The 25,517-nt window shown below is 54.2% G+C and carries 15 protein-coding genes and 1 pseudogene; 7 read left to right on the plus strand and 9 right to left on the minus strand.

Annotated features, from left to right (window positions below):
• Positions 1-13 precede the first annotated feature (13 nt).
• From QA648_RS28285 to QA648_RS28295, 3 genes are all read right to left on the minus strand, one after another.
• Complete coding sequence (locus QA648_RS28285) at positions 14-7,165, minus strand: DUF4214 domain-containing protein (protein WP_283052168.1); 7,152 nt, start codon at positions 7,163-7,165, stop codon at positions 14-16.
• Positions 7,166-8,419: 1,254 nt separating this feature from the next.
• Entirely contained in the window at positions 8,420-8,872 is a 453-nt protein-coding gene (locus tag QA648_RS28290) for a hypothetical protein (RefSeq protein WP_283052169.1), read from the minus strand.
• A gap of 390 nt (positions 8,873-9,262) precedes the next feature.
• Positions 9,263-9,685 (minus strand): hypothetical protein, encoded by a 423-nt coding sequence (locus QA648_RS28295; protein ID WP_283052171.1) that lies wholly within the window; start codon positions 9,683-9,685, stop codon positions 9,263-9,265.
• 162 nt (positions 9,686-9,847) lie between these two features.
• Here QA648_RS28295 and QA648_RS28300 point away from each other — a divergent pair, with 162 nt between their 5' ends.
• A complete protein-coding gene (locus QA648_RS28300) occupies positions 9,848-10,705 on the plus strand; it encodes a helix-turn-helix domain-containing protein (RefSeq protein WP_283052173.1) in 858 nt (285 codons plus the stop codon).
• On the opposite strand, the gene QA648_RS28305 is transcribed toward QA648_RS28300, so the two are convergent.
• Both QA648_RS28305 and QA648_RS28310 read right to left on the minus strand, forming a co-directional pair.
• Positions 10,692-12,392 carry an ATP-binding protein gene (locus tag QA648_RS28305; protein ID WP_283052175.1) on the minus strand — a complete coding sequence of 567 codons (1,701 nt, stop codon included), beginning with the start codon at positions 12,390-12,392 and terminating at the stop codon, positions 10,692-10,694. The genes QA648_RS28300 and QA648_RS28305 overlap by 14 nt on opposite strands.
• Positions 12,389-12,916 carry a hypothetical protein gene (locus tag QA648_RS28310; RefSeq protein WP_283052176.1) on the minus strand — a complete coding sequence of 176 codons (528 nt, stop codon included), beginning with the start codon at positions 12,914-12,916 and terminating at the stop codon, positions 12,389-12,391. Before QA648_RS28310 ends, QA648_RS28305 begins: the two co-directional genes overlap by 4 nt.
• Positions 12,917-13,523: 607 nt before the next feature.
• Between QA648_RS28310 and QA648_RS28315 the strand changes: the two genes are divergently transcribed.
• Positions 13,524-13,991: a hypothetical protein gene (locus tag QA648_RS28315; RefSeq protein ID WP_283052178.1), complete on the plus strand. Its 468-nt coding sequence runs from the start codon at positions 13,524-13,526 to the stop codon at positions 13,989-13,991.
• A 7-nt stretch (positions 13,992-13,998) separates the two neighbouring features.
• On the opposite strand, the gene QA648_RS28320 is transcribed toward QA648_RS28315, so the two are convergent.
• Entirely contained in the window at positions 13,999-14,196 is a 198-nt protein-coding gene (locus QA648_RS28320) for a hypothetical protein (protein WP_283052180.1), read from the minus strand.
• A gap of 178 nt (positions 14,197-14,374) precedes the next feature.
• Between QA648_RS28320 and QA648_RS28325 the strand changes: the two genes are divergently transcribed.
• The gene (locus QA648_RS28325) at positions 14,375-14,884 is read left to right on the plus strand and encodes a PIN domain-containing protein (RefSeq protein WP_283052181.1); all 510 of its coding nucleotides are present in this window, start codon (positions 14,375-14,377) and stop codon (positions 14,882-14,884) included.
• Positions 14,885-15,753: 869 nt separating this feature from the next.
• On the opposite strand, the gene QA648_RS28330 is transcribed toward QA648_RS28325, so the two are convergent.
• The gene (locus QA648_RS28330) at positions 15,754-16,872 is read right to left on the minus strand and encodes a hypothetical protein (RefSeq protein WP_283052183.1); all 1,119 of its coding nucleotides are present in this window, start codon (positions 16,870-16,872) and stop codon (positions 15,754-15,756) included.
• A gap of 96 nt (positions 16,873-16,968) precedes the next feature.
• On the opposite strand from QA648_RS28330, the pseudogene QA648_RS28335 reads away from it, so the two are divergent.
• Together QA648_RS28335 and QA648_RS28340 are read left to right on the plus strand one after the other, a co-directional pair.
• A pseudogene (locus QA648_RS28335) lies at positions 16,969-17,232 on the plus strand (transposase); the annotation flags it as partial.
• 198 nt (positions 17,233-17,430) lie between these two features.
• Positions 17,431-18,351, plus strand: a complete 921-nt coding sequence (locus QA648_RS28340) for a hypothetical protein (RefSeq protein WP_283052185.1) — start codon at positions 17,431-17,433, stop codon at positions 18,349-18,351.
• 709 nt (positions 18,352-19,060) lie between these two features.
• Here QA648_RS28340 and QA648_RS28345 read toward each other — a convergent pair.
• Positions 19,061-19,390 carry a hypothetical protein gene (locus QA648_RS28345; protein WP_283052187.1) on the minus strand — a complete coding sequence of 110 codons (330 nt, stop codon included), beginning with the start codon at positions 19,388-19,390 and terminating at the stop codon, positions 19,061-19,063.
• A gap of 57 nt (positions 19,391-19,447) precedes the next feature.
• On the opposite strand from QA648_RS28345, the gene QA648_RS28350 reads away from it, so the two are divergent.
• Both QA648_RS28350 and dcm read left to right on the plus strand, forming a co-directional pair.
• Positions 19,448-22,345: an ATP-binding protein gene (locus QA648_RS28350; RefSeq protein ID WP_283052189.1), complete on the plus strand. Its 2,898-nt coding sequence runs from the start codon at positions 19,448-19,450 to the stop codon at positions 22,343-22,345.
• A complete protein-coding gene (dcm, locus tag QA648_RS28355; protein ID WP_283052190.1) occupies positions 22,287-24,758 on the plus strand; it encodes a DNA (cytosine-5-)-methyltransferase in 2,472 nt (823 codons plus the stop codon). The genes QA648_RS28350 and dcm overlap by 59 nt, the downstream gene beginning before the upstream one ends.
• On the opposite strand, the gene QA648_RS28360 is transcribed toward dcm, so the two are convergent.
• On the minus strand, positions 24,709-25,446 hold the full coding sequence (locus QA648_RS28360) for a hypothetical protein (protein WP_283051958.1): 738 nt from the start codon (positions 25,444-25,446) through the stop codon (positions 24,709-24,711). The two genes, dcm and QA648_RS28360, sit on opposite strands and share 50 nt — an antisense overlap.
• Positions 25,447-25,517: the final 71 nt, after the last annotated feature.

The raw sequence follows: 25,517 nt of genomic DNA on the forward strand, positions 1-25,517 counted from the left end.
GGATGGTGTATCCTCAGGCGGCGTTCTGCTGTGAAATTGCCGCCTGGTAGGCGAGTGTCGCATCGCCGACGAGATAGCGAGACGTGCCATCAGTGGTCTGATACGAGCTCGTGCCGGTGATCGCCGATCCGTCGGAGAACGACTGGCTTCCGTCGGTGGTCGGCAGAAGATTGATCAGCTTGATCCCGGCATCCGACATGGTCAGCAGCTCGCCGTCATCGGCAACACCATTCTGGTTGGCATCCCGCCAGACGCGGAACTCACTCCAGCGATCGTCGTTGGCATCGAGAACGTTGTCGTGGTTGCTGTCAAACACGAGACGAAGGCCGTCGAGGTCCGACACCGATCCACCGTTGGCCGCAACCTGATCGTCGCTTGCCCACATCGAGAAAGAGAGTTCCTTCGCCTGGTCGATCACGCCATCCGGGCCAGCCTGACCGTCTTCCCCGAGATCGATCGCCAGGAACCCGTCCTGCGGCCCGACCCACGCTGTTCCATCGCGTGCGCCGTCGGCGTTCCAGTCGAAGGTGACGGAGGAACCCGTGGCAAGCGCGTTAATATCGAGCGGCCGTAGATCGACGTGACCGTCGCCGTCGAGATCCAAAAGAACCGGGTTGTGGCTGGAGGTTGGGGTCGGCCATTGATCGACCATTTTCCAACCAGTGCTACCGCCACCGCCGCCGCCGCTCACATAGGCATAGCGCTGCCACCCGGTCAGCACGTGCGAGGCGTTGTATTGGTAGTTCGTGTAGCTGCCATCGTCGTTGTAGGTCGTAGCAGTGCGCTCAACGTTGTTGATGATGTTTTGAACCAACCGCGTCCAGGGTTGATTGCCGTATACGTCGTAATTCGTCGCCGTAATTGAACCTGGCGTATCGCTATAGACGTTGTCGGCGATCAACTGACCGCTCGGTACATAAACATCCGCGATATAGGACCAGCCTTGCGAGTTGGCCACGTCATACGCGTATAGGACCTTGCTTCCGTCATCGTTGTTGACGTTCTGGTTGGTCATCTGTCCGGCAGTGTTGAACGCCTGATTGATCGTTGACCACCCTTGCGTGTTTGCCAAATCCCAAAAATTCACGGCTCGGGTACCATTGTCCCAGTAGATCGTTTGGGAGCCGACCTGACCGCTTGGTGCGTCAATATTGTTATCAATCCGGCTCCACGATTGCGAGTTGGTTACGTCGAAATCGATTGTATTTGTGCGCTGCCCCGCCGCATTGTAGTAGTCGATGTGCTGCTGCGCGGCCGTCGGAGTGTAAAACCAGCTGATCGATTTGGTGCCGTCATCGTTGTCCTGTTCGGCCTCGGTACGCTGGCCGGCTCCGTTGAATATCTGAACGTAGCGCGACCACCCTTGAGTGTTTGCGACGTCCCAGTCGTTGACGCCGCTGGTTCCGTCATCCATGTAGTCGACCTCGTGGGTCAGTCGGCCGACTGCATCGAAGTGATGCGTCACCTGCGACCATGGCTGTGAATTGGTTGTGTCAAATACGGCCTCGTCGCGCGACCCGTCGTCATTATATTGTTCCTGTGTTGTCAATTGCCCGGCGGCATTGAAGGATTGCTCTATCCGTGCCCAAGGCTGCGCGTTGACTGGGCCATCGTTGATCACACGCAGTGTCAAGCCGCCTACAGCCGAAACAGTATCAACGGCGGTCTGGGTGACCGCACCGCTTGCATTAAGGTCGACCTTGGTCAGGGTGATCGACCCGTCATTGTGGGTAACCGACGTTTCCGTGTGATCGATGACGCCGTCGTTGTTGGAATCCTTGCTGAGCACGGTGATCAGGCCGTCCGCGGTGGTCGTGATCGTGCCCTTGGCGACAACGGCACCGCTGGTATTGGTCTCGGTTACTGTAGCGACCGTGGAGCCATCGACCTGAAGCTGTGACTGCATGACGACCTCATAAGTCCCATTGCCGTCATAGTCATATTTGACCGTCTTCGTATGGCCATCTGCGGAACCGTCGGTTTCCACCTTGGCAGCAATTGCCTGTTTCCAGTAGACCTTGCCAGCCAGAAGATAGTCCGCTTTCTGCGCCGTGGCGTTGTTCGTCGCAATCGAGACGGTGGCGCCTGTCGTGTCGGCTGTCAGTGTTTCCACCTGGTCGACCGTACCGTCGCCGTCGACATCCTTGGAGGTCGTGCGCACCATACCGTCAGACGATTGCTGGATCGTCGTCTTCGTCGCCAGCTTGCCGGTCATCAGATTCGTGTCGGAGATGACAGTCGTTTTGCTACCGTCGGCATTGTTCGTGTCTATTGCTACCCTCTGGCGATCATTCGTGCCGTTGCCATCGAGATCCCAGTTAATCGTGGTCTGCAGGCCATTCGCCGTTGTCGTGCTGACCGAACCATCCGCCTTGACTCCAGCGGCCTTGTAGTCCGTCACGCTCAAGATAACGACACCCGTGTCGGCCGTCACCGACTGCTGATGCTGATCGATAACACCATCGCCATTGGCATCGCGGTCGATCGTCACAGTGTGTTTGTCGGCGCTGGTCAGTGTAATCGTCTTATCGAGCAGCTTACCTGAGGCGTCGGTGGTCGCGACCGTCTCGCGGGTTGCGCCATCGGCAAGCACCTCCATCGTATCGCTGACGGTCTGTGTCGCCAATCCCGTGCGTTGCTCGTTGGTGGATACGATCTCCCCATTGGCGTTCGTGGTAGTGACGAACTTGGAGAGCAGCGAACCGTCGGCCTTGGTGCTGGACACGGTGCGCATCTTGGTGCCGTCGGCGTTGATTGCCGTGACATCGGTTGAGGTCTGGCCATAGGTGCCCGCGCCCGTCAGATCCGATTGCGTCGTGACCGACAGACCGTTGGCGCTGGTCGTGGTCAGATAGCGGCCGGTGAGCGCCGTGCCTGTAAAATAGCTGACGGTCTCGGTGCGTGATCCGTCGGCATTGAGAACCGTCACATCGGTCCGGCTTTTGGTGAAGGTCCCGGAACCGGTCTGGTCCCACTTCGTAGTGACGGTCAGCGCGTCGGCTGACGTATCGGTCTGCGTGACGGCGCTCAGGACCAAGGTACCACTGCTGTTAACCGTGTAGGTCTTTTCCGTCGTCGTCTTGCTGCCGTTGGCATTCAGCGTCGTGACATCGGTTACGCTCTTGTTGGCAACGCCGTTGCCATCCGCGTCGTAGCTGACCGTCTGCGTAAGACCATCGGCGCTGGTGATGATTGTTTTGGTATGCGCGGTAGCGCCCGCCGAGGTCAGATCAGACAGCGTCTGCATGACGCTGCCATCGGCGTTCTTCGTGGTCACGGACTTCTGATCCACGACGCCATTGCCATCGATGTCATAGGTGACCGTAACCGTCTTGCCGTCGGCGCTTGTCGTGGTAGTTGTCTTGTTCGCAACAAGCCCGGTATTGGTGACCACCTCGGTCGTCGATCCGTCGGCGTTGAGCGTTGTGACATCCGTGGTGGTCCGGACGGGGGAGAGCACGACAGCCGGATTGTTGAGTGCCCAAGCCTGGGCGCCAGCCGCCATATGCGCTTGTCCTTCGGCAGAATCGGCAATTTGCTGGGCAACGGACCCGCGCGCGGTTCCAGCATTGAGCGTGGCAACCCAGCCATTGAGACCTGCTGCCTCCGGCGCCCGTCCCAATGCATTTTGATAGAGCATTGTCACGAACTGCGTATTGTCGGGTGTGCCAATTCTTTGCGCGTACTCGGCGGAATTGAGCAATACACCAGCAATCTGAACCGCTGTAGTGCCCGCGTTAAACGCCATGGCGAGATCGGATATGCCACCAGCGTCCGGATCACGACCCAAAACCGCATGATAGAGACGATACATCTCGTTGCGCGCCGTGATGCCGGCTACATCATCCGAAACCACCGTCGTCTTGCTCAACCCGCTGGCGGATGTCGTGACGCTTGTCAGTTCAACCGGCACCGTATTCGTCGACCGCGCGAAGGCCTCCGTGCGGGAGCCGTCGGCGTTCACCGTCGTGATATCACTGAGGAGTTGCTCGAAGGTACCATCGCCGTCCAGATCAGATTTGGTCGTGACCGACAGGCCGTTGGCGGAGGTCGCCGTGATCGCACGGCTGGCGAGCGTCGCCGTGCCGGCCTTGTAGGCCTCGACAGTCTTGGTCGTCAGGCCGGTGACATCGATAACGGCCGTAGTCTTCACATCGATCTTGCCGTCGCCATCGAGATCGACCTGGCTTGTAACGGTTTTGCCATCGGAGGTCGCCGTGTTGATCGTCTTCGACAGAAGCGTGCCGCTCACCGTGGTAGTGGCATCGACCAGCGTGGTCGAGCCGTCGGCATTCAAGGTCTTGGTGACGGTTTCGGTGCGATCAACCGCGGCGTTGCCGTCGTAGTCATAGTCGGTCTTCGTCACCAGACCATTGGCGCCGGTCGTTACCTTCGTCTGGTCAATCAACGAGGTGCCAGCATAATCCGAAGTCGTGGTTGTCTTCGATCCATCGCTGTTGAGCGCGGTCGCAGCAACGGTTTTGGCGTCGATGACGCCGTCGCCGTTGACATCCTTTTGGCCCGTTATCGTCAGGCCGTTTCCGGAGGTTATCGTCGTTACCTTGTCGAGCAAGACCCCGGTGTTGCTCTTGTCGGACACTGTTTCGGTGCGGCTGCCATCGGTGTTGATGACCGTCTGATCAACTGTGGTTAAATCAATCGTGCCGTCGCCATTCGCGTCCTTGACCGTAGTGGTGGTCAGGCCATCGGCGCTGACGGTTACCGTGTTCTTGCCATGAAGCGCGCCGTCGGCACTCGTAATAGTCGTTGTCGTGGTCTGGCTGCCGTCGGTCGCGATAATCTGGGTTGAGGTGCTGTCGACATGACCGTCACCGTCGACGTCCTTGGTTACCGAGGTTGTCTTGCGGTCGGCGCTGACCGTGGTCACCGTCTGATTCAATAGGGTACCGTTGCTGCTTTTAGCTGTCTCAGTTTCGGTGCGAACGCCGGCACTCAAGACGATTACGTCGTTAACCGTCTGATCGAACGTTCCGTCGCCGTTGACGTCCGTCTGCGTTGTCTGAGTCAAGCTGTCGGCCGACGTCGTCGTCACCGTCTTGGCGATGATCGTGGCGTTCGCGCTCTTGGTTGTTGCCGTTTCGACGCGCGCACCGCCGGTGCCGGCTGTGATCACATCCGTCGTCACAGCGTCGTATACACCGTCTCCGTTGGCATCAGTGCTCATCGTCTTCGACAGACCGTCGGCACTCGTCGTTGTCAGCACCTTAGTGACAAGCGATCCATTCGGATTGAGTGTGCTATCGGTCTCGGTGATCGTTCCATCGCTCGAGACTGTGATGACGGTGGTGGTATTGGCGGCTCCATCGCCATTGCTGTCGACCGAAATGTTCTTGCTCTTGCCGTCGGCGCTCGTGACCGTGACACTCTTCGATAGCAGCACGCCGCTAGCACTTGTGTCCTGCACGGTCTGAGTGCGTGTGCCATCGGCAGCAACCGTCGTAACATCGGAATGGATACGATCGGCCACACTGTCGCCGGTAAGATCTGTGGACACCGTGGTCGACAGCCCATTCGCCGCTGCTACCGTGGTGACCTTACCACGAAGAGTGTTATCGCCATTGCTGGTCGTGATTACCGTGGTGATGTCGCCATTGGCGGCGACTGTCCGCTGGGTCAGTTCCTGCTGATCCAGCGTTCCATTGCCATCGACATCGCTGGCAATGGTCCTTGTGCGACCATCGGCGCTGGTTGTTGTCGTTTCCTTTGAAAGAAGGGTGCCATTAGCGCTGCTGTTCTGCACCGTCTTCGTACGAGAGCCATCTGTTGCAACGACCGTCACTTCGCTAGTAACAGCCTCATAAGTCCCGTCACCATTGGCGTCGGTCTTAGTCGTCTTCGTCAGGCCATCGGCACTCGACTGAACTAGCTTCTGCTGAACAAGCGCTCCCGAAGTGCTGAACTCCTGGGTTGTCGTCGTGGAGGAGCCGTCTGCATTCGTCACGAAAGTCTGGCTCTGATCAACGGCGCCATCGCCGTCTTGGTCAAGTGTCGTTGTGACAGTTCTAAGATCAGCACTGGTGACGGTTGTCGTGCGGTCGACAAGCGAACTATCCGCATTAAAGTCCGACACAACGCGTGTGCGAACGCCAGAAGCAAAAGTCGTCACATCCGTCTGCGAGCGATCGTAGGTGCCATTGCCATCGTCGTCGAATTTGGTCGTTACGCTGTTACCATCCGCGCTTGTGGTCACGAGCTCCTGGAAGGCCAAGCTACCATCGGCATTATAGGCTTGGATCGTGTTTGTCTTAGACTGATCGGCATTGGTTACAATAGTCGACTTCACGATGTAACCGCTGGTGTCGCTGGCTAGAACGGCGTCGCCCACCGTTCCAGTCGAGCCGTCGGACTTCGTATAGGTCGTCGTCCCAGTGATGGCTGATCCGTCGCTGAAAGTCTGGCCACTGCCCTTTGGTGTCAGATCGATCGAAGTTATCCCAAGCGAGGCCAACGACACGAGCTGGCCATTAACCATGACATTGAACTTCGACCATTGCGCATCGCCGGCATCGAGCTTGCCATTGCCATTCGTGTCGAAGACATTCTTGATTGCGTCGAGGTCACCCGTCGCAGCCGGATCCCACTGCGTAAACTCAAATTCCTTGGAGTTGCTGATCTTGCCATCACCATCAGCATCGAACACCAATACACCGCTCCCATTGCCCGCCCAGGCAATGCGATGTTGATAACCATCGCCGTTCACATTAACGAACTGCGATGACGTCGCAAGCGTGCTGACACTCAATCCCTTCCCGGACAAGTCAAGCAGAACGGGTTCGTCAGAATCCTCATCATCGTCTTCGTCATCGCTATCGTCGCTAAACGCGTCCACAAATGCGCCGAGAAGCCCAAATACCCCCGAGACAAATCCAACTGCCGCCGCCGCCATGGTGGGCAAAGCGCCAACGGCAAATGTGCCAAGGGTAGGGCCGAATTGGCTTACCGCAATGGAAAAGTTGCTCGGGCGTGCTTCCGGTGTCGGCCCGTAATATGGCAGCGGGGCGTATTGCGGCTGCACGGGTGTGGGTGGCGCGGGTAAAGCCGGAGCCGTGGGAATCTCGGGAAAGTAGCCAGCTGTATCGTAGGAAGCGGGATCAATATTATTATAGTAATTTGGTACCTTGTAGCTGTTGTCCGGCGTCGCCACGCCGCCTAAATATCCAAAGTCGGCAACTGGCGTGGTATAACTGCCATTGAAGGGAACTCCTCCGAGCTCGTCGGGTGCAGTTAGGTCGACATGTGGGGAGGAATACCCGCTAAAGGGGCTTTCATTTTCGGAAGGTGCGCCGAAGTAGCCAGAACCAGATCCATCGCTAGCATCATGCGCGCCAATCCCGGAAAAACTGCCAATTCCGAATGATGAACTTGGGAAGTCGTCCGGGCTAATTTGCTCTTTTGGAGTGGCGAATCCGGTATAATCGGGAAGGTCGTCCAAAAGTTTCTGCTGAACCGCCGAAGCGCTATAAGCAAACTGAGGATTTAAGTAGGTTTGCCCGGACATCCACGACCATGATGGTATGCCGGAACCTGAAAAGTATGGGGAATTTTGAAGTGGGTTAAGTTCCTCTACGCTGGCGATATTGGAACTTGGTGGTGCCTTAGGACTGTCCAGAGGCGAAGCCTTAGCAGTATCTGCACCGACTTTATCACTTAGGAGAGAGGGTTCATCCGGCTGAGGAGTACCAAGTGGCAGCTTGGTAACAGTGGTTTGAGAATAAGACAAGGCAAAGCCCACACCAAATTCACCACTGGCGACAGCACCACTTGATCCGAACGAAAGTCCAAGCCCCAAGCCTAAGGCTGCTTGGACGCCAATCCCCCATCCCGCCATACCATCCGGGGGCCCATTGTACTGAACATACGAATCGAGACCAACATAACTTGGCGTCCCGAAACCCACAACAGTTACATCATACACTTGGCCCTTATACGTGACGGTGCCGTAGCCGTAATTCTTTCCATCCGGTGATGGATACCAGCCAATATAGCCTCTCGTGTAATCAGTCATAGCCCCTCTCGTAGGTCGCCCGGCGACCTTATCTCCAAGTAATTCTAATCATCGAGAAGCTACGCTTCATCGAACGTATCCCGACTCCTGAGCATCCAACTTGGGTACTTCACATAGCGCCCAGCATGTTTCTCGCTTTAGAAGTCGCATTCAGCCGTCGTTGCGAGAAGCCCAAAAGTTACCACAGACTGCATCGACATCAGAAAGCGCTCACAATGCGCGTGTTCTGTACCTATATACGCGTGAATCGCACAACCGCAATCTGGAAAACAAAATAAGACAATCAAAAGAAGAAAAAACTATCGGCATCCAATCAATTGCTGCGCCATTTAAGGGAAAGCACATGTTATCCCAGATGTTCGCTTAACGAACGATCTAAGCGCACTGACTTGCCTAGCTTCCCGGAATCGTCTTCTTTGAAAGGTCAATAGCGACGTCGATATTGCGCCGAACACACCTTAGCGCTGGGTAATTCGTAACGCCGAATCTTGAACGGATTTTCGGAGATACATCCGATTCCCCATTATATGCGCACAACTTCACGTAATCTAAGATGAGGGCACCAGTTGCTGGATTTGGGAAGCTTTTTAGCGCAAAAGTGCCGCTCGAGATTGGTACGCCTAAAAGATAGTCAAATCCAGCTATCGCACATCTCGCAGCTTCCTCCGCAGTCATTGCACGAACTGCGGGATCAACCAAAATAAAACCTCCATTGGACCATCCATTGTCCTGATACCGATGAGCCGCACATCCATCGGACGAAGCTTCCATCGCCAGGACGTCGGCAACCGTTTCTTTTCGCAAGCCAAATTTTTTAAGAGACGACTTCCTGTCGTTCAGGTTCATCCTAAGAAAGTCCGGAACAACAATAATCTCTATATCAGCCAAACCCCACGTTGGGCGGTACCTAGCCTGCCTTGCGTGACTGAGCGCGTCTAGAACGCGCTCACCGATCTTTTGGGTGCTCGCGAACCGTGAAACGGGTTGATTGTCTGGGGTGAGCCTAATCAGCGAGCTGTCCGGAATGGTATCTAAATATCTTTTTGCTTCGAGCAAATCCGGAAGTGGGTATGATGGTGGCCCATCTCGCAAAATTGGCGTAAACGCGAAAACCGCGCATATAACAATGACAGCTAAGGCCGCAAATGTCCTCAGAACAAGATTTCTTTGGTCAGACATTTTACAATTGGTTGAGGGGATTGGTGCTTTCCTCAACCGTTCTTTCCAAAAGAGCAATCACGGCCAAATCCAAAAGGTTTTGGGGTTCTGAATCTTCTTTGCCGCACCTGCGAGATATAGACCCCGAATACACCTAGCGGCGACCCATAAGAAAAATAACCAACTTGCGTTAATGAGATTGATAACATAAATCCTCTCTTCAGCTTGTTGCAACGGTGAGGCGTGCTGTATGCCAAGTATCATTGCCACGCCGACAAAAAGAATAACCACGGTCGCAATGAGCGCAATTGACGTTGTTCTCAATTGAAGCTGATAGTGACTAGCACCAATTTCGTCTGTGCTAACCCGTTTTTTCCGAGCTATTATATGCGCCGCAATCATCAATGGAAAAAAGAAACCGCCTATTAGAATGTAAGCGTAGTTCCGACCTATCGCACCGTTTTCCGACGATGGGGTACGCATTATTCCTGAGCCACTCACAACTCTTCCTTTCCCGATAGATCGCTCGCTTGAGTTCCGCAGCACGAACACAAGCTAGACGGGGGCCTGCGTTTCCAGTATGACCACATCACACATGCATGAGTCATTTAATGACGCGTATTCTGAGCTTTCACAAGAAGGAATGGCACAATTGCGAGCGAATTGGGCGAAGATATTCACGGAATGATCGAATTACGCTCAGATATTGCGGATGGAGAAGCCGGGTTGGCCGCACAATGCATCGCGGCGCTTCTGACGCGACACGGCATACCAAAGTATCGTTTTGCGGTCACGGTCTCCGAAATTCTCGGCCTTTCCTATTCCGCCGGAAATCGCCGGCTGACAACGAACGCCTCCTGGTCACTCGAAGAATTGAAACGTGTCGCCGAGCATTTCGGCGAGAGGTTGGAAGAGCTCGTCACGTTCGACAAGTCGGACGCATTGCTCGATGCGTCCATTGTCATCAACAACCATATCGTGCCCTGCCGCATCCGACTAGGAAATCTCGTCGGACAGGTTTCTCCAGGAACACTCATCGCAACCGAGATCGATGGTTCCTGGCGTGTTGTGCCCGCAGACACGAGATCGATAATACCCGCGCACGCCGTTACCCGCTTGGTAATAGAGCCGACACCTTCTCGGCGTCGGGTCGCCATTCTCGACGACCACGCCGATACAGCGCATACCATAGTACAGTACATGGAGACGGCAGGCCTTGAGGCCGTCGCCTTCAACGACCCTCAAGTCTTATATGCTCAGACCGACTTCGACGCGTATGTCCTTGACTGGATCATAGAGCGCGATGCGCGGCGCCAGACCGCACTGGAGCTGGTTGAGAATATTCGTGCACGCAATGCGCTTTGCCCGATCATTATCCTGACTGGGCAGATCAGGAGTGGCAATGCCGATGAAGAGAATATCGCCGCAGCTCTGGCGCGCCACAATTTGAAGTTCTTTACGAAACCGGCGAGCATGCCAATTCTTATCGCTGCTTTGAACGCCAGTTTCAAAACTGTATAATCGTCCGTAGCTGATGCAGGCGTATCGGCTTGCTCAGCACGGTATCAAAAAGCGATACGTCGTACTTCGGGCCCTGACTGGCCGCCGACATTGCAACGAGCTTTGGCTTCTGGCGCAGATTCATCTTGCGGATTTGCGCTGCCAGCTCCGGTCCCGTCATGGCCGGCATATCGAGATCAATGAAGATCACCGAATAGGTGTGTGCAACCACAAAGTTCAGTGCCGCCATACCGGAGGATGCAATGTCAGTCACGAAGCCGAGCTCTTCGAGGACAACCGAAAATCCTTTCAGAAGGTCAGGATGATCGTCAACAACAAGAACCCGCTTCTGAACATCGTTCGCCCGGTGCGAGGGCCCCTCAGCCAGGACTGCGGGTATCGCAAGTTCAAAGATGCTACCGCCGTCGTGCGGCCTGCTGACGGTCATGCGCGCACCGAGCTGCCGTATTAAAGTTTGGACGACCGACAAACCAATGCCACGTCCGCTGCCAAGGCTGAGAAGTCCCCTCGCATCGGCGCTACTTTCAAGTATCCTCGGCGGCAGGCCTGGTCCGGTGTCGGTCACGCGTATGATCAATTCGCCGGCCTTCTCATCAAATGGCGTGAGATCGACCTGGACGTAACCTGACGACGTATATTTCACGGCATTGGAAATCAGGTTATGCAGAAGTTGCGCGATACGCTCGCCATCGGCCACCACGAAAACGGCTTCATCTGGACCCATCTGCCGTAGGTCCAGATGCTTGGCTGTCGCCATTGCGTGATAATTCTCGACCACCTCTCGAACCAGTTCCCCCGCCTCAAACACGCCAGGCTGCAGCTCGATATATCCCATTTGCGCTCGGGCCAGCGTCAGCATATCGCGAAGCTGGACAGCGAGACTGTTAGCCGCCCGACGGATGCGCGCGGTCAATTCATTCCTGGTCCTGACGTCTTGAGGACGTTCCAGGATGTCCAAAGCCGAGACAATGACCTGTAGCGGCGTTCTGAGTTCGTGGCTGACCATAGCGAGGAAGCTGATCTTGTCCGCAACGGCGGCTTCTGCAGTGGCTATTGCGCGCGTTCTCGCCGCGATAGCCCACCAGTAACATATTGAAATCACAACGAAGGACAGGATCGCACACACCAATAGTCCCGCAATCAGGAGGATTATTACGTGGCCAGCCTGGATAGTTTCGAAGGATTTCTCCTTGAAATCACTATCCTGGTCCCAGGCAGATTTGGAAATCCTGTCCAATTCATCAGACATGTCTTCCAGTTTGGGCAATAGCTTCTGGGCATCGGCCGACGAGACATCGGATTTAATTGTCGGCAAAACGTCCGTTGCGAACTTGGCTAGAGCGGCACCGTCTTCCGAGAAGCCGGGCAGCTTCTTATAACCGTCATTCAGCTCAGAAGGCCTTACAATAATATCAATACCGGATATCAGGACATCGATGTGAAACGAAAGCGCATCCCGGTCGACAGCAGATCCGTCGGCAATGGCCTCCAAATCCAATCGGACGACCTCAAGCTCCCTTAGCACCTGCGCGGTCGGCCAGTAGAAATATGATGGATTCCTACTGTCGGAGGAATCCCAAAGGACATATTCTGCCTTTATGGCGGTCCAATTATACACGACGACGCCAACGCATATCGCCACGATGGCTGCGGGAATGCTAAACCATGCGAGATGGAATAACTTCATTCCACCTCGATCCCGCATAGCTGCCATACGAGATATGATGCTGCCGCTGGAGTGTCTAATTCCTTTCTGAAGCTGTCGCGAGGATACATGACAAAGACCGGTCCAAAATCTCTGATAGTCAAGCGAACCCCGTCTTTGCTGGTTGCAAGGACGGTGCCGTATTTTTCCAAATAGTCCGCATCCACCTCTACGCTAAAATTATCGAGCGCAACAAGACGTAGCCTCTTTCCTTTCGAATGAACTTCGCCCAGCACCTTGCTCAGCAGAGGACCGGCGAAATCGCTTTTGGGAGTCCAGGGCGTGGATGTCGTCACTGTGGACGCCGGCAAAGCGAGAAATTCGCGCTCCGACATCTCATAAGCATTTTGGGCGCCGTTCGTCGTTCTACCAATTTTGCCGGAAATCGTCAGAAAAACCTTCTGCTTGCATCCACTCGGAATATGCACTGCCGCGTCCGCCACAACTGCGCTCAAGCAACAGCTGATCAACGACAGTCCCAATGAAATTATTATATTTTTTAACATGCTAATCGATTCCCCAATCATTTTGCAATCGCGCGTACTTTAAAACTGTTTGGAAAAAAAAATTCACGTTTACGTTGCTGTAGATCGTTTGGGAAATATAAAGCGGGTTGGAGTGTGAAAAAGACAACGCCACTTCCTCAGACCAGGGTATTAGCAACTCATTCCGTAGAAAGAGGAACTCAGAGCTCCAAGCGACCGGCCAAAGATCGCTCGCACCTCCGATGGCCTTGCCCCCCATTCCTCAGCCGGGACCGTCTGTAAGACGGCTGGCAATCGGGATTTAGAGACTTCGCGAAGCTCTTTTCAACCGAGATCGACATGATTGTGTCCTATCATCGACAGGGCACCAAAATTTCGACGCGTCCGATGACTCCTGCAATAATGATCCCATATCCTCTACCAATCGGCGAATCTTCTTCGGCGATGCAGATTTATCAATCGAGGCTGGTAGAAGGTGATTTCTGTTTTTTGCGTCCTGCGATCCGGCGGCGAATACAGGGCCGGCCACGTACTAAGATTGCGTACTCAGGTGATGCATCATCTGCCCAATGCTGATTTTTGGTGCCTTTCCGATATTGAAGCCGACAACGTCCGGACTCTACCGTTGATGTATGACTGGCCGGGGTGGTGGTCGAAGATGGAGCTTTTTCGGCCGGGGATATCCGGTGACATTCTCTTTATGGATCTCGACACCTCGATTGTCGGAAGCCTTGCCGATATCGCATCCGTCAAACAGCTTGCTCTAATGCGCGACATCTATCGTCCAGAGGGCTTGCAATCATCGATCATGTATCTGCCGGAAGCAGTTCGGGAGCAGATCTGGGCCGAATGGATCGAGCAGCCACAGCACTGGATGGACATCTATCACAAAGGCGGCGACCAGGCCTTTCTGGAGCACTTCTGGCTTGAGCGCGCCAGCAGATGGCAGAACTTATTGCCTGGCCAGATTGTCTCCTGGAAGTCCCATGTGCGCCAAGCGCTCCATGACGATGAAAGTGGAAACGGCTCAATTCCGCCCGACGCCCGCGTGGTGATCTTTCATGGAAAACCGCGCCCTTGGGATATCGGTTGGTAGGCGGTTGTCACTCTGTGCTCGGCCCCCCCTTCGAAAGGAATTCTCTCGCAGCCTGCGTTATCTGGTCTTGCCTTAATTCCACAACAAACTGTTCGCCGCGATGCACGACAGTGATTTCGCCAGCGGCGCGCAGCCGCTCGAGGAAGCGATCAAGCTCCCCGTCACATGAATTCACGACAAGAATTTCTTTCTGCGCCATGGCCATCCGGAACTGCGCTCTACAAGAATTCCTTTAACCCCTTCCGGCAATGAATGCAGCATCTATTTGGAGGCAAGGCGCACCCCGGCGATACATGTTGGACTGACTGTCGGTGGCGCGTTAATACATTAGCAATAACTAACAGTTAGTTTTCGCCAAATTATTTTCGCGCTAGAGAACCGCGATGGCCGCGTCCTTCTTGCTTGATACAAGCGTTCTAAGCGAAACAAGCCGCCCTTCTCCTCGGGAGGAGATTGTTCGATTTCTCCGCACCGCGGTCAACCTGTACATCTCCGTGGCGTCGCTTTTCGAACTCCAGCTCGGCATAGTTCAGCTTCTCTCCACTAATCCCACCAAGGCGATCAGATTGAGCGAATGGTATTCGCAACTACTGAAAAGCGGCATTCCTATTTTGCCCACGACCACGGCCGTTACCGACATAATGGCCAGCCTTAGCAGCGACCCGCTTTTGCGAAATCTGGCTGTCCCCCGCGTGGACTGTAAGAAAATTAAAGGTGGGCAAGACCTTCATATTGCAGCGGTTTCTTTGGCGCACAGGCTCCCCATCGCCACTTTGGATACGAAAGACTTTCTCCTGATCAACTCCGTCTACCCGCTTATAGGGATATACAATCCCCTCGATGGGCAATGGCACGCGCGAATGGAACGTCTCGACTACGGACAGTATGCCTGACTTGGCACTCGATCTTCAAAAGTGAGAGCCCGGTCAGTCGGACCGCTTTTGATATCCCGGTGGAGAAAGCTGCCAAATATACATTCACAAATATGCATGATCTCTCGTTCGGAAATTGAGAGTTGTCTACGAGCGAACGGGAGAGGTCGAGGGAGGACCGGTTGATCGAGGGCCATTTTCAACCGCTTGCGGAATACCAGGTCCGAATTCAACTCCGATAAATCTGCCCAACACAGCCAATGTCACAGGCAAAAGCGGCTGAGACATTGATGTCAATGTGGCGGGACGGGAAAGGCAATTTTGAGCATCAGCCCTTTTGAGCGAAGGTGCCCAACCCGTTGCTCGGGAGAGGCGCGTGAGGCGAATTAGAGCCATCTTAAACGTGAAGAGCCGCCCTTTTACACACCCCCGGAGGGGTCGTGCGGCGGCCCGTGACGGATAGAAAATAAGTCTAAAATCTTAAGACGGCAAGGCCGCCGATGGCTGGAAGCGCAGGAAGAAGACAATGACCAGATCGGCAAAAGTGGAAGCTACCCATCTCGATGACGATGAATTCATCATCGCAACGACCCTAAAAACACTTAAGGGACCCGAAGGTCCCTCAAATGCGGTTAGCGTAATAGCAATAACCCCGTGGCAAAGCCATGGTGCGAAACTAATCGACCCCTCCGATTTTTGCAAGATTAATACTACTTAGGCCTTCGGACGCCTAGCCCATCAACCTGTCCGCAGGCTCTTTAGCAAATTAGGATGTCGAACTGTCTGTCCCAGAGAGCGACCAGATGGAGATTGCCTCGGTGGGTTGCGGCAAAGGACAAGCCACGTCAACTCCCTGTGTCAGCAGTTAATCGTCAAAAGCAGCGATCTGGCTAACGGAAATCCGCCCATCTTTGTCCGTATGGATATGAGATCGTCGAGCGGCATATCTCGTCCTCAGGGCTCTGCACATAGATCTCTGCGAAGCGGGAAAACGCGACAGCAACTTCTTCGGCGAACATCCCGGTGCCGCCGCGGAGGTAGTGGGCCAACAGCTCGCCAAGGCTTTCGTGGCAGTCTACAACCACGGCCGCAAACTGCAGCGGCATCAGCGGATTTGTCCGCCCGCACGATATCACATGGCGGCCATGCTGCGCTGACGGCAGGTAATCGTCGGGTGACCAAGCCATGATGCCAAACGCCGAGATCTCGAGATCGTAGACAAATTTGGATTCATCGTTGTATGCGAGCCACTTCACAAACTTATCTATCTGTCGCCCAGCTTCGTGCTCCGCCTCTTCCTTGGAGAGAAACGTGACAGGCTTTGCCTCGCTGCGGATGCATCTGATAAACGATAGATCGGTTGGCACGGGACCTCCACGACAGAACCATGCTATTTCCATCAATGAATGTCTGTAGGACTCGATATCGGCGGCCAGCTGTAACCGGGTGTATTGGGCAGGCAACGGGATCTGCCATTTTGCTCGAAGCCGCTCCTCCGCCGGATTAAGGCGAAATTCCCCCTCTTTCCAGCAGAGGACATGGTCCAAACTGTCTATGTCTCCGTTGAAGTCCCGATCGTGCAACTCGCTGAGCAGCCATTTGACGTCGAGTTCTGCGAGCCGCAGATATTCGGCGTGAACTTTCGCGCGATCATCAGTAATCTCGCGGGCATGGGCTAAAAGGGCTTTTTCTAATTTCTCGGTCAGCATATCTATTTCTGACCTGCCCGATCCGTCGATAGAACGTGTCACAAGCTCAAACAGCTGAACCGTTTGAGCCGGAACAGCCTCCCGTCTCAAACCAAACATGAATTGATGCAAGTGGTCGGCCCGCAATCCGGCCGGAATCGAAATTGCGACGTCGCGCCCATTGAATGAGGATGCTTCGACTAGATCAAACCCGAACGGTCCTGCTCTTAAAAGCATTCCTGCTGGCAATGGAGAGATATTGCTTTCGAGCTGGGAAAGACACGCTTTCAGAAGCTTAACGAGCGGTGGTGACGATGTCATTGGGGATGGTTCTCAAGATGAATACGTATATGAGAACCGGAAATTGCGAGCTTGCAAAGAGGGGCCACGTTGGTTTCGCCCTAACCAACGTGGCCGCACGCTATCCTGATCATGGATCAGGCAAGTTGGCACATGTCCAACGCGTTAGCCGTCCCTGAGAACATCACCATTCGGCCCTTGCCGCCGAAATCACCCGACCCTAACCGCGTCGAAAACATCTGGCGGTTCATACGTGAAAACTGGCTCTCTAACCGCGAGGTCATCGTCGATTACTGCTGCGATGCCTGGCTAAAACTGCAGGACCGATCATGGAGATGTAGGATCATGCCCCTCGGCCGGCGGGATTGGGCGCATGAGTTCTGGTCAATGATGACCGGAACTACAGCTATTATCGAACGTCTGTGGGAGCGTTGTCCGGCGTCACATTTCGAGCTGCATCAGCCTCACGTCGGGAAAGTTCCTCTTGATTGAGCGCTCGTGCCGTGCATTGATTGCTGCGGTTGTGGGGCGCTGACTATGTCTGTCATTAGGTCTATTTGCATCAGAACAGGAAACAGCTTGCTGAGCGCGCTCGCCGTCACGGCCTTTTTTGCCTGTTTCGTCGGAAGTGTTGCCGAAGCTGAAGAGCCACCGATGCGTATTATCGTTATGCATGGCGCGGCTGACTGGATTTCGGTTGAGGGTTGGATCGGCAAAAACTCCGATTCCGATCTTCGCGCTGTCTTAGACAGTTTGGGGAATCGAAAGCTGCCTATAGTCCTCGATTCTCCTGGTGGAAGTGTCACAGCGGCGCTTAAAATGGGAGAAATGATACGGGCTGCTCACCTGTCTGTGGCGGTCGGTCATACTTGGCATTGCTCGGACCCAGAGGCGAAATGCAACTCGATATCTGCTGCGACATCAGAATGGAACGGTAGGGTCGGTCCGACGCAAGGTGTTTGCTATTCGGCATGCCCATTCATATTGGCAGGTGGAATACGACGGATGCTCAGTCCATACGGCTATCTCGGCGTCCACCAGATTGTCCAGGTGCAAGATGAAATTTTGACCCAGGATGAGTTTATATACAAAACCATCCACGGAAAACGGCATGTCGTCGATCGCTACGTCATCAACAGCAAACCGTTGAGCGAGCGAAGAACCCCCGATTTGTCAGAAGCAACTCGTAATAAATATGCTGACTACTTCAAGAAGATGGGTGTCGATCAGTCGATCGTGGACATGATGATGAGCGCGCCGCCTGATAAACTTCGAATGATCTCAGCGGACGAAGCCATGAAGATCGGATTGCTGACCGATCAAGACTCTGCATACGATTTCGTTGCTGCTGGCGACTGTCCTGCTGGGCAACCAATCAAAACCTGCAGAGCCGCACCGCCAACTCAACCAATGATGCACGGGAACGGACAATCGACCGCCGAGCCGGATTTGTCCGGAAAATGGATGTTCGATCTTATGACACCGTCTACGGAGCAATAGCACCGCATCTGGTGGAAGGAGGCGGAGAGCTGTTAGAAAATGAGATCATTGGGCGGCTTCACTCGAAAGAGCATGGCCTGCACATTAGAGCCTGAGCTGCCTCGGTCCCAGTGATGACGGGCGCCGACCAACGGCTCGATGGAGACCGCGATGTTCTCGACGACAGGCTAGCCGCCATCGAGTCGTCGAAGTCTTTCAGATGTTGCGTTGTACCTCCGACGGTCGGTCCCAAATTTGACCAAGCTGTTGGGCCACGCCAAAAAGCGACGACGATGGCTCTTGGACATTGATACTCGCATTTATCCCGCAGAGTTCCAACCGGGTTGAAGTTATCCCGGCTCGCAGACGCTCGCATTGATCGGCGGTCGGATTTGGATGGGATAAAGCCGATCCCCAGAGCTTCATCTTCGCCCGGCGCTTGCACCAAATAATAGAAAGGCAAAAGGGCGCAGATCGCTCTATTCAATTTCTGGCAACAAGAATCTCTTCGATCTGTACAACAAAAAATTCGGTGGTTCCGCCGACCGAAGCCCGAGTAACGGTTGCTCGGCAGTGGCGTGCTGACAAAGACGTTCCCTGACCAAGGGGTAAATGTCTTGGTCATCCGGTAACAAATTATTCGTCAAGGTTGTAAGCGCAACCTTAATTCGCGTGCATTATCTTTGTCCATAGTTTTGTATCGTCATAGAGATATTCGCATGCATTTGGCTCACCGCGCCCAAGGTGTTCCCGCCCAAAAAGTGGGGGTCTCCATCTCAAGCTTCCAAACTACATACGAGGGATCGCCACTAACCAGGACTTTCGAGGTCTCGTCCCCGTATTCCAGAATCTCATAATGTATATCGATCACGCTCCAATCCATGTCGTCGAGCAACAGATTGGGGCTTATCAAGGCCCCAATTCTCTCCTCATCGTCTCCAAAGTCGCCAAGGTAGGGGAGAAAACGGTTCTCGACGAGAACTTCGCGTGAAACGCGCCCGTTTTGATCAACCACGTAATCAGTGCCATTCCACGAAAATTCAGTCCCAGGTTCAGCCATCGTCGGTCCCCAGCTTTTTACCGATTTTCAGGCTATCGATTGCAAGGAACAACAGAGATGAAGACTAGCGGCCTTCGACCTAACCCCAATCAAATTGGTCGCCGTGTACCATCACACGATCCTAATGACATCCTCCGATATTGGCATTTCGTCGAGAAATACGATTTCAATGCGGCCGAGCGGCACAACGACGTTGGCGACGATTTCGTTTCGACGCACGTCGTGGATCGCGCTCCTTGGCCGATGAACGATAGCCATGGCAATCATTATGAACACACCGTGCAATTCGGGCTCATTCCGACGAAAAGCGCCTACAGAAATGTCCTTCGTCTAAGGAAGGACGATGGTGAAACGGCGTTGAACGTCGACGACCGCTTTACCTTTCTTGGAGCATTTGGTGTCGACGACGACGGCGTGCCTCTTCTGGGTACTTTGGAGCTATCTGAATTCCCGCAGGTATTGGCCAACGCGCTTTCAGATCACATCACTGACAAAAACGAATATTCGACGCGCGCAGCCGCTTGGTTTGAGGAGGTAATGCGAGATAACGGTCCAGATGCTGCGTTCGAACTCGCTGATAAGCTGTCAAAGGAGTGCCTTCGATATCTTCACCTGGATGAACAGTTGGTGGTGAAGGCGCCCCGTTTTGTTGTCCTCAGCCGAATGATTGAACAGAGGCAGCTCCCAGCTAAGGAGCTGGAGGCGATTGAAGTATCAAAAGGCCATACTCCGAAAAGACGAAACAGCCGCTCTAGTGTAATGGCGAACCCGTTTGTTAAACCACTTGAAAGCCTTGTAGCCGACCTCGCTGCCGGGCGGCCCTGCGGCGTAGCTGATATCCTGCTTTCCGATCGTGTTCAACCGAGGGTGGATTGCATGAACACGGGTCAAATCCTCTCGACCCTCGCGCCTGCGAAATACCCCGCTGGTCGATGGCCATCCGACTATTCGCTGAGCGTTATGCAGCAAGTCTCCGTGAACAAGGCATTTGATGTGCTCGGTGACTCCGGGCTGTTCTCCATCAATGGCCCTCCGGGCACGGGAAAAACCACGCTTATTAAAGACGTCATAGCGGAGATCATCGTACAGCGCGCAAAGATCCTTGCGAACGGTGTTGAATTCACGATCGCCGATGACGATTACTTCGGCCTGCCAGAAGCACTTCATGATTTCTCTGTGGTGGTAGCGAGCTCCAACAATGCGGCGTTGGAAAACATAACCCTCAAACTTCCGGAACGTTCAGAGCTTGGGGACAGCTTCCAAGCGATCCGTCACCTGGAAGCGATCGCCCAGCATCTTATGGGTAATAGCAAGACACAGGTATGGGGTACTATTTCCGCTGCGCTCGGCAACAGCGAAAAAATGAAGAAGTTCAAAACAGCAATGTCGAAGGCTGAGAAGGAAATTCGAAAGTTAGAGACAACTGATTATGAAAAGGCTCGGGCAGAGTTTAAGAACGCGCTTCATGAACTCGATGAAATCTTGAAGAAACAAGAACAGTTCGAGAGGATTTCCTCTGATTGGCAAAAAGGTTCACCACGAAGTCTACAAGAACAAGTCTCCAACGCCTTTCGGTGGCGAAGGTGGACGAAGCCCCAATCTCCGTCATTCCAATTCTCGAATGCTGACGTCGATTTGAGTGTGCTGCGCGAAGAATTGGGTGACGCCTATTCAGCCGCAGATTTCAATCAGGCCCACGAGCATGATCGCCATGAGAGACTGCCGGGAACGTCAAAATCGCTTGAACGAGCCAGAGCTATTCTCTTCGTCAAGGCTCTGGCCCTGCACGAAAGCTTCATTGCTGCAAATCGTGCCCCCTTCCTCAAGAACCTAAACCATTTCCTTGCCTTGTTGGATAACAAGGGGGGGCCGCGCACTGTCGAGTTCGCGAAGGATCTGTGGGCAACCTTTAGCCTTCTGGTTCCCGTAGTTTCCACTACCTTCCATTCGTTCGAGAGGCTGTTCGGAACGCTGCCGCGCGGGTCGATACCCTGGCTCATCATCGATGAGGCCGGGCAGGCTACAACGCCGAGGGCCATTGTAGCCCTCTCACGAGCCAAGCGCGCATTGATCGTCGGCGATCCTCAGCAATTGGACCCGGTAGTGACGCTCAATCAACAGGTGGATAAAGCGGTTGCCGCCACCTTCAACGTAGCGGATAGCTTTCTTGTGACAAACTCGTCGTTACAGTCGCTTGCTGACGCTCGGAACCCTTTCGGAACAGAACTCAACGGACGCTGGGTTGGAAGTCCGTTGCTGGTCCACAGACGCTGCGTCGATCCCATGTTCTCGATTTCAAACAAGCTATCCTACGAAGGCAAGATGTTCCTTGGCCGGGACAAGGAACAAAAGGAACGGACACTCAACAATCCCGATAGCGAAAGCGCTCGGTTGCTTATCCACGATAGCGCTTGGATTGATGTGCCACGTGCACTGTCGGAGCCCATCACAGATAATTCTCGTAGGGCCGAGACAGACATTGTCGCGGATATTGTGAACGCCTGCATCGTGTTTAACAGTAGAGCAAGAGATCTGGCATTGCCGAAACTCTTTGTGATTGCACCTTTTCGGCATATCAAAATCAGCGTCAAGAAACGGCTGCGCGATGCCATTGCTGAACTCTACCCGAACTTCGAGGGGGCAGACATCGATCACTGGTGCTCCAAATCAATCGGAACCGTCCATTCGTTTCAAGGCCAAGAAGCTGAAACTGTTGTGCTCGTGCTAGGAGGAAAGAAGGAATCGGGCATGAACTGGGTACAGGAGAGGCCGAACCTCCTCAACGTTGCGGTTACGCGCGCCCAACGGCGACTGTACGTTGTCGGCGACTGGGACGAATGGATGTCTCTTGCGGGTAAAGTTGAGGAGTGCATGGCATTGGATTGGAAAATATCAGTTGAGCGCGCCAGAGAAGTCTTTGACGCCCGACGGATTTACCAAAGGCAAACTAGCTAAATTTTTATTGAATCCCTTATCGGGACAGCAATTCCAGTTTGCTAGGTCGAAAATACAACCTCATCTTGGTGCTCCCGTGTCGATTGAAGTTCTCGATCAGCCTGTAGAAGAACGCAGCGCATCAGCGCGCGATCGCTACAACGCATGGTTCAGCCAAATCGACGGCGAAAAACTGACCAAGGCGAAGAAGGAAATTTTGCGCGCCCGCGCCCGAATGACGAGAGCGATGTTCGACATGTTCGAGCTCGCGGAAGCTTTTAGAGCTGAGAGCGGGATCCCAGCGCACCATATCGACACCTGGCTGCATGAGGAATGCGGGCTCGACCACGACCAAATTTCGGTCGCTCAGTCGCACAAAATAATGTCGGAGGACGCTCAGACAACAGTCCGGCTTCGCCTCGTTCCTTTTGAAACGTTGAAAGCGCTAACCCGGGCGGGTGACAAGACACAAAGAGAAGCCCTGCTGCGGATTAAGGATGGTCAAGTCATTGATGCCGCAGCAATTCGGCAAATCTCGACGAAATTGGCAAATCGGGCGGCCACCGACTGGAAGGAAAACTTCAAGCTTCGCAAAAGAATGGTCGATCGGGCCGTCCGGCAACAAGGAAAGTTGCCGATAAAGGAGCTGGAAGATGTCGTTGGCCGCCTTCATGAGCGCCTGAGGGAATACGTCAACATTTGCAATCAGCGCACCTCTTCCGAAAGGCACGAGGGTCTAGAACCGGATGGCCCGGACGTCTTGTGGATCATGCAAGATGCCCGAAACGCGTGTGATTTGTTCACGACGCTCTTTCCGGGGCCTTACGGGACCGAGGAAGATATCGCCACTCTGCTCATCGACGATTTCGAGAGCGGTGTGAAGTCAGCCTGCTTCTATGCTTTGGACGATCTTGCCGACGGTGATTTTTACATGGAAGACGGCATCCTGAAGCTCGGATGCGAAATCAGCCCCAGCACGGTTACGACCTTCCTTTCCAGAAACAAAGCTCACGGCAACCAACTTGCCCGATTTAGTGTCAGGCCGGTGAAGACGCTTCAGACTATCGAATTGTGCGCGGGTGCTGGTGGTGAAGCAATCGGCTTGTGCGCTTCGGGCTTCGAGCCGATGCTACTCGTAGACAATGGATTGCGCGCAAGCCAGACGCTGAAAGCCAATCGACCGGACTGGAACGTCAGCCGCCTGAACCTGAAGACCTGCAATATCGAGGAAGAGTTTGCGAAGTACAATGGCAAGGTTGACCTAGTCTCGGGCGGCGTGCCCTGCCAGCCCTTTTCCGAAGCGGGATTGCGGGAAGGCGAATTGGACAAGCGCAATCTGTTCAACGAGGCCATCGAGATTGTCGGTGCCGTGCGACCACGCGCATTCTTTTTTGAGAATGTGACTGGCTTAAATGACGATGACCACATCAAAATGCGGCTCGGAAACTACAGCCAGTTGAAGGATCTCGGCTACTCTGTCAGCACGTTTGTAATCGACGCGCAGGACTGGGGGCTTCCGCAGCGCCGCGCACGCGTCATTACCTACGGTTTTGCAAAGAGCAGCGATTTTGCTGCCTTCGATGTGCCCACCCCGATCGACGGACTCTCGCGGGCAACACTCGAGACGGTCGCAGATGTTCTGTTCCCCTATTTGTCAGGCTCGCCCTGGCGCAAGCCGGACGGCGAGGAATTCAGCGACGAGGCACAGAAGCAGTACGATCGCTGGGCGAACGCCTGGCTTGGCGAACATAAGTCCAAACACACGCCCACTGTTGTGAACTGGCCTATCCAAACAACCGCAATATTGGAGCAGTGGGAAGCACAAGGGATTTCGTTCAACGACTTGAGACCAAGTCCCCCACGCCCCGGCGAAATAACGGAAACCGATATCGAAAAGCTTTTGGTGCCGATCACCATATCTCTGCTCAAGCGACTACAGGGCATTCCCGACGATTGGGAGTTGGCACCCGATGCGGGCTTGAAGGCACAGGCGCGTTTGGTAGGGAATGCATTCCCGCCAGTGCTTGCAAGAATGATTGGTCATCGGATCCATGCTGTTCTTTCCGGTGAAGAAATCGGTCTTCACGAGGCAATGAAAGACCAGGTTCGAAAACCAGTGGCGAAAGCAGCGCCGAACAGAACGGTGAAATTTCCCAATGATCCTCGCCGACAAAAGGCGGAAGAGTCGCGCCAACGTCTGAGGGAGCGAAACCGCGCCATCGCGGAAGAATATTACGCCAGCTTCGAACTTAGCGATAAAGATCGATACTACCCGGACGATGGCGACGATGACGACCATCCCGACAATTCGAGCGTCGAGCAACTCGAACGCATTGGAGCAAGCATGAGAAGGGCGGCCGAACGAAAGCGGGCCGAAGCCGTTGTTAAAATCGACGCTTCAGGCTCGGGGAATATTCGAGCCCGTAATGCTTAGCAATCAAGGCTCCGATTTCCCAGGTTGAACGCACAGGCGCTTCACCGACCTCCATGTCGTCGACGTAGAGCTTCGCTGTCTTCCCGAATTCCATCCTATATTGGCGCTTTTCGCGGTCTCTGAATGCGAAGCTTTCGACGCCGTTGGCATCTCGTTGGGCCGCAATGTGCGCGCCGAATTTAGTCGACGTCACTTCCTTGATGATCTTGTAGGCTTTCGCGAACTCAACGTTCTCGCTGCGACATTGCTGAGGCACGTTTTCAGGAATAGGCGTTTCGACAATCTTCTCCGCGAGACCATCGATTATCGATTGCAGCGACAGGCCTTCGAGTTCGATTCTTAAGCTGTCGCCAGAGTTTTCCAGGCAAAGCCAGTCATTGTCGCCGAAGTAAATCGGCCTGGCCTTCCAAATATCCATTTCGGCCCGAGCCCATCTGGCCTCCTTTGATCTTGCAGCTGTTCTGGTTGGAAAGCCGACGGTCACGGGGCTTTCCCGTCCCTGGTGTCGGTCGATGAAACGGATAACGGTACAATTGCTAATATCGTACACGTCCATCTCCAATCCCCTTGCCCGAAGTACTGGAGCGAGTGCCTCAAGCTCCTTGAGCCGTGGAGCGAGGTAATCCTCCGCGTCTTTCGCGCGCTTGGCCTCTACTCGGTCCTTAAAGCTTTCGCGCATCGTGGACATTGGCGGTCTCCTTGTTCGAGCGATGTCCGAACATTGAGGAGATTGCATGCAAGGAACTACCGTAGTCGGCT

The organism is Rhizobium sp. CB3171, assembly GCF_029714265.1.
Classification (GTDB): Bacteria; Pseudomonadota; Alphaproteobacteria; order Rhizobiales; family Rhizobiaceae; genus Rhizobium.

Bases quoted from the DNA above. Each gene is read 5' to 3' on its own strand.
- QA648_RS28315 (WP_283052178.1), top strand. From the start codon at position 13,524: ATGTATGACTGGCCGGGGTGGTGGTCGAAGATGGAGCTTTTTCGGCCG.
- QA648_RS28330 (WP_283052183.1), bottom strand. From the start codon at position 16,872: ATGACATCGTCACCACCGCTCGTTAAGCTTCTGAAAGCGTGTCTTTCC.
- QA648_RS28360 (WP_283051958.1), bottom strand. From the start codon at position 25,446: ATGTCCACGATGCGCGAAAGCTTTAAGGACCGAGTAGAGGCCAAGCGC.
- QA648_RS28305 (WP_283052175.1), bottom strand. From the start codon at position 12,392: ATGAAGTTATTCCATCTCGCATGGTTTAGCATTCCCGCAGCCATCGTG.
- QA648_RS28320 (WP_283052180.1), bottom strand. From the start codon at position 14,196: ATGGCCATGGCGCAGAAAGAAATTCTTGTCGTGAATTCATGTGACGGG.
- QA648_RS28325 (WP_283052181.1), top strand. From the start codon at position 14,375: ATGGCCGCGTCCTTCTTGCTTGATACAAGCGTTCTAAGCGAAACAAGC.
- QA648_RS28345 (WP_283052187.1), bottom strand. From the start codon at position 19,390: ATGGCTGAACCTGGGACTGAATTTTCGTGGAATGGCACTGATTACGTG.
- QA648_RS28290 (WP_283052169.1), bottom strand. From the start codon at position 8,872: ATGAACCTGAACGACAGGAAGTCGTCTCTTAAAAAATTTGGCTTGCGA.
- QA648_RS28350 (WP_283052189.1), top strand. From the start codon at position 19,448: ATGAAGACTAGCGGCCTTCGACCTAACCCCAATCAAATTGGTCGCCGT.
- QA648_RS28310 (WP_283052176.1), bottom strand. From the start codon at position 12,916: ATGTTAAAAAATATAATAATTTCATTGGGACTGTCGTTGATCAGCTGT.